This is a genomic window from Bdellovibrionales bacterium (genome assembly GCA_019750295.1).
Lineage (GTDB): Bacteria > Bdellovibrionota > Bdellovibrionia > Bdellovibrionales > JAGQZY01 > JAIEOS01.
The window spans coordinates 1-3,016 of sequence record JAIEOS010000034.1 but is presented as its reverse complement, the minus strand read 5'-3'; the positions used below and the strand labels follow the sequence as shown (position 1 = coordinate 3,016).

Sequence of the window (3,016 nt, the reverse complement as noted above, 5' to 3'; positions counted from 1 at the left end):
GGAACCGAAAACGAATCCATTGTTGTGAACGGAATGAGCAACTATAGCCGCAATTCACCGTACGCCAATTCGGCCATCGTCGTTTCCATCGATCACGAGAAGAATTTTGGAAAGCAGGATGTTTTCGGCGGCCTGCGCTTGCGCACCGAGGTTGAGAAAAAGGCGTATCATCTGGTGAAGGACAAAGGCGGCAGCAAAGAAATACCGGTGCAAGATGCGGTCAGCTTTATGGCTAATTCCACCTCCTCATACACAAAGACAAGCTCCCCGTCCGGGGTGATCCCCGCGCGGCTCGATCAAGTTTTACCGACATCCATTTATCTTCGACTGGCTCAGGCTCTCGAAAACTTTGACGGAAAAATGAAGGGTTTCATTTCTCCGAAAGCTCAGTTGCACGGAGTAGAAACGCGCACATCTTGCCCGATTCGCGTCACGCGAGACAAAGAATCGCTTCAATCACTGTCTCACAAAGGGCTCTACCCCGCTGGGGAAGGCGCTGGTTACGCTGGAGGCATTACCAGCGCCGCGTGCGACGGAGTGCGCATCGCAGAATGTATCGTCGACCACTGGTAAAAGTTTCCTTGAATCTTTCTTAAAGAGCTTTCTATAATCAGCTTTATAGAGGAGATTCTATGTTATTATTTGCATCTTTATTGGTCACATTTAATGTTATGGCTCAAGTGGAAAGCCGAGACATCAGCATTTTTAACACTCCCACCGCGAAGGCGTCGACACCAACGGCGGACCACCAAGCCCCTCAGGTCGAGAAAAAAACTCGTCCCGATCTTCAGTTCACCGTCGAGAGCGTTGAACCGCTCAAACATATGGCGATGGTTCGCTACAACGAGGAGGACCTCGTTCAAATCAATACCGATATCAAAATCAAGTCCTCAGAAGGAACTTGCCTCGCCTCCGTTAAGAAAATTGTTCCTGGATATTTTTATATCAACACCGAACAGTGCCAAAGCAAGGATGTTCAAAAGGGAACAATCGTTTATCTTTCTCAGCCCACTCTGGTGGTCGAACGTGCGCCGGCTCAGGAAACACCAATCTATAGCGGGAACGCCGATGGTGAATCTCAGACAGAAACTTATTATGAGAGCGAGTTCGCACAGACTTACATCAAAGACAAATTGTCCGTGATGTTAGGATACAACGTGAGCGGAGCTCTCAGCGGAACACTTCCTCTCGATGCACAAACATCCATTCGAGATCTTAAAGGTTCAAACACGATGAGCTTTAACGCCGAGTATGCGTTTGCCGAACTTCCGCAAAATTTTAGCCTCTCGGGTGGACTCACTTATGCCTTTCCCCGCTCCTTCGGCGATTACGATACCAACACCATCGCTCCAACACCGACCGCAGCGCTCGGAAGTAATCCGGTCCTGAACACGACAATTCTTTCGGCGAATCTTCGCTATCGACTGGTGAAGGAGTTTATCTTTTTCTTAGGAACCAATTATATGATCGCAAGCATGGACAATGTCCCGGGCTCTCTTAATGGCGACTTCGGATTCCACTTGGGAACTCGCTACTATCCTCAGAATAATATTTTTGTGGAAGGAACTTTAAGCTTCTATAACTTTGATTATTCACTGAATGGTAGAGTCACTGACCTCAGCATGAATGAGTTGGCATTAAAAGGTGGTTATACTTTCTAGGAACATCACTGGAAGGTCCACCATAACCAAAGAAGAACAATTCGTCGTCAAACTTTTTACCTATCTTACCTGTCTGATACCCACCGCTCTTTGCTGGTGGGTGGGAGTCTTGAGTAGTTTCGATCTTACCCTGGATAATTCTCTCAATCATAGCGTTATGAACGATCTCATGGTCACTGGAGCGACTTACTTTGTTTCCGGATTTGCAATGGCCTTACTTCACTCCACCGTGGTCGCCAAACATGCTCTAGGCAAAGTTGCCGCTTCGGGGTGCGTTTTTCTGTTTTTAATCAATGCCGTTTTGTTTTCGCTGTGGCGAATTCTTTTGAGCTTTGTCCCGACAGACTATCGCTGGCCCAGTCTCGCGGTGCCAGCGATTCTTGCCGTGATTTTAGTGGCGACGGCGGCGAAATGGAGAGTTCGGAATTGAATTCACGTCGTTCCCAGTTTTGACAAAACTACAACGGCTGGCGCGGCCCAAGCCCGTTTCCGAAAGAGATAAGACATCTCCGGTCAGAGCGAGACTTGTTGATTCTTTAGAACCATAGACGGTCGTTGTACTTGTGACCTTAGTTCCGCCATTAGAAATCGTCGTCTTGTGAGAAGCCGGAGAATTATTCTGTGTAAATTTATAATCCCCGAGGAAAAGAGTAAAAAAGCTCGGGCCGAAAACGCTGTTGTCGGCGCCCGGATTGTCAAAGGTCACAACAATCGAGCTGGATGAGGCTTCCACGAAGACCAAAGTGTACTTGAATCCCCCTCGGTTACAGCCGCGACTGCTCGAGTAAGTTCCGGTCATATCGACAAATTCTTGTGCGAAAGACGGGGCTGCTGACATCACGATAGCGAAAAATAAAATCATAAACTTCATAGCAAATCTCCTATTTTTTTGTGGCCGAAATATAAACTTTTTCACAAAAGAACGGTCAAATTTCCTGACAGACTATAATCTTTTCTCAAATCCTGGGAGGGGCTTCAAAGCGGTGGCCCGCTCTCGGAAACGAAGATAGTTCTGTCGAAATGAATACTTACCTTAAATCCCTTTTGGTTTTGATTTTAGTCTTAGGTTCAACCCTGCCCTCCTCAAGTGGCCTCGCACAGGTGGTCCCGCCCGCGATAAAAAATGCGATCGCCCTTGAATTGAATACGAATCAGGTCGTACACATCGAAGTCATTCCTCCGCAAAAACCCGAGCTTGCGACCTTCGCGCTTCTCCCGGGAATCAACCGAGCCCTCCTCTCCTCCGACTCCGCGATCGAAAGAATTACGGAGCTCGGTTACGGAGTGATCACCCTCGGCTTTAGCCCTCAGCCTTTATCGATAACTCTTTTGGAAGAACAAAAGCTTCCGTATTT

At 47.7% G+C, this 3,016-nt stretch carries 5 protein-coding genes; 4 read left to right on the top strand and 1 reads right to left on the bottom strand.

Annotated features, from left to right (window positions below; genetic code table 11):
• The 3 genes from K2Q26_07990 to K2Q26_07980 form a co-directional block, all read left to right on the top strand.
• Positions 1–573: hypothetical protein (locus K2Q26_07990; GenBank protein MBY0315445.1), on the top strand; the 573-nt coding region annotated here is incomplete at its 5' end.
• A 59-nt stretch (positions 574–632) separates the two neighbouring features.
• Positions 633–1,661, top strand: coding sequence for a hypothetical protein (locus tag K2Q26_07985; protein MBY0315444.1), 1,029 nt, complete (start codon positions 633–635; stop codon positions 1,659–1,661).
• Between the two features lie 109 nt (positions 1,662–1,770).
• Positions 1,771–2,091: a hypothetical protein gene (locus K2Q26_07980; protein ID MBY0315443.1), complete on the top strand. Its 321-nt coding sequence runs from the start codon at positions 1,771–1,773 to the stop codon at positions 2,089–2,091.
• On the opposite strand, the gene K2Q26_07975 is transcribed toward K2Q26_07980, so the two are convergent.
• Positions 2,053–2,532, bottom strand: a complete 480-nt coding sequence (locus K2Q26_07975) for a hypothetical protein (GenBank protein MBY0315442.1) — start codon at positions 2,530–2,532, stop codon at positions 2,053–2,055. The genes K2Q26_07980 and K2Q26_07975 overlap by 39 nt on opposite strands.
• Positions 2,533–2,681: 149 nt before the next feature.
• Between K2Q26_07975 and K2Q26_07970 the strand changes: the two genes are divergently transcribed.
• The coding region (locus K2Q26_07970; GenBank protein ID MBY0315441.1) for a hypothetical protein at positions 2,682–3,016 on the top strand (335 nt) is incomplete at its 3' end.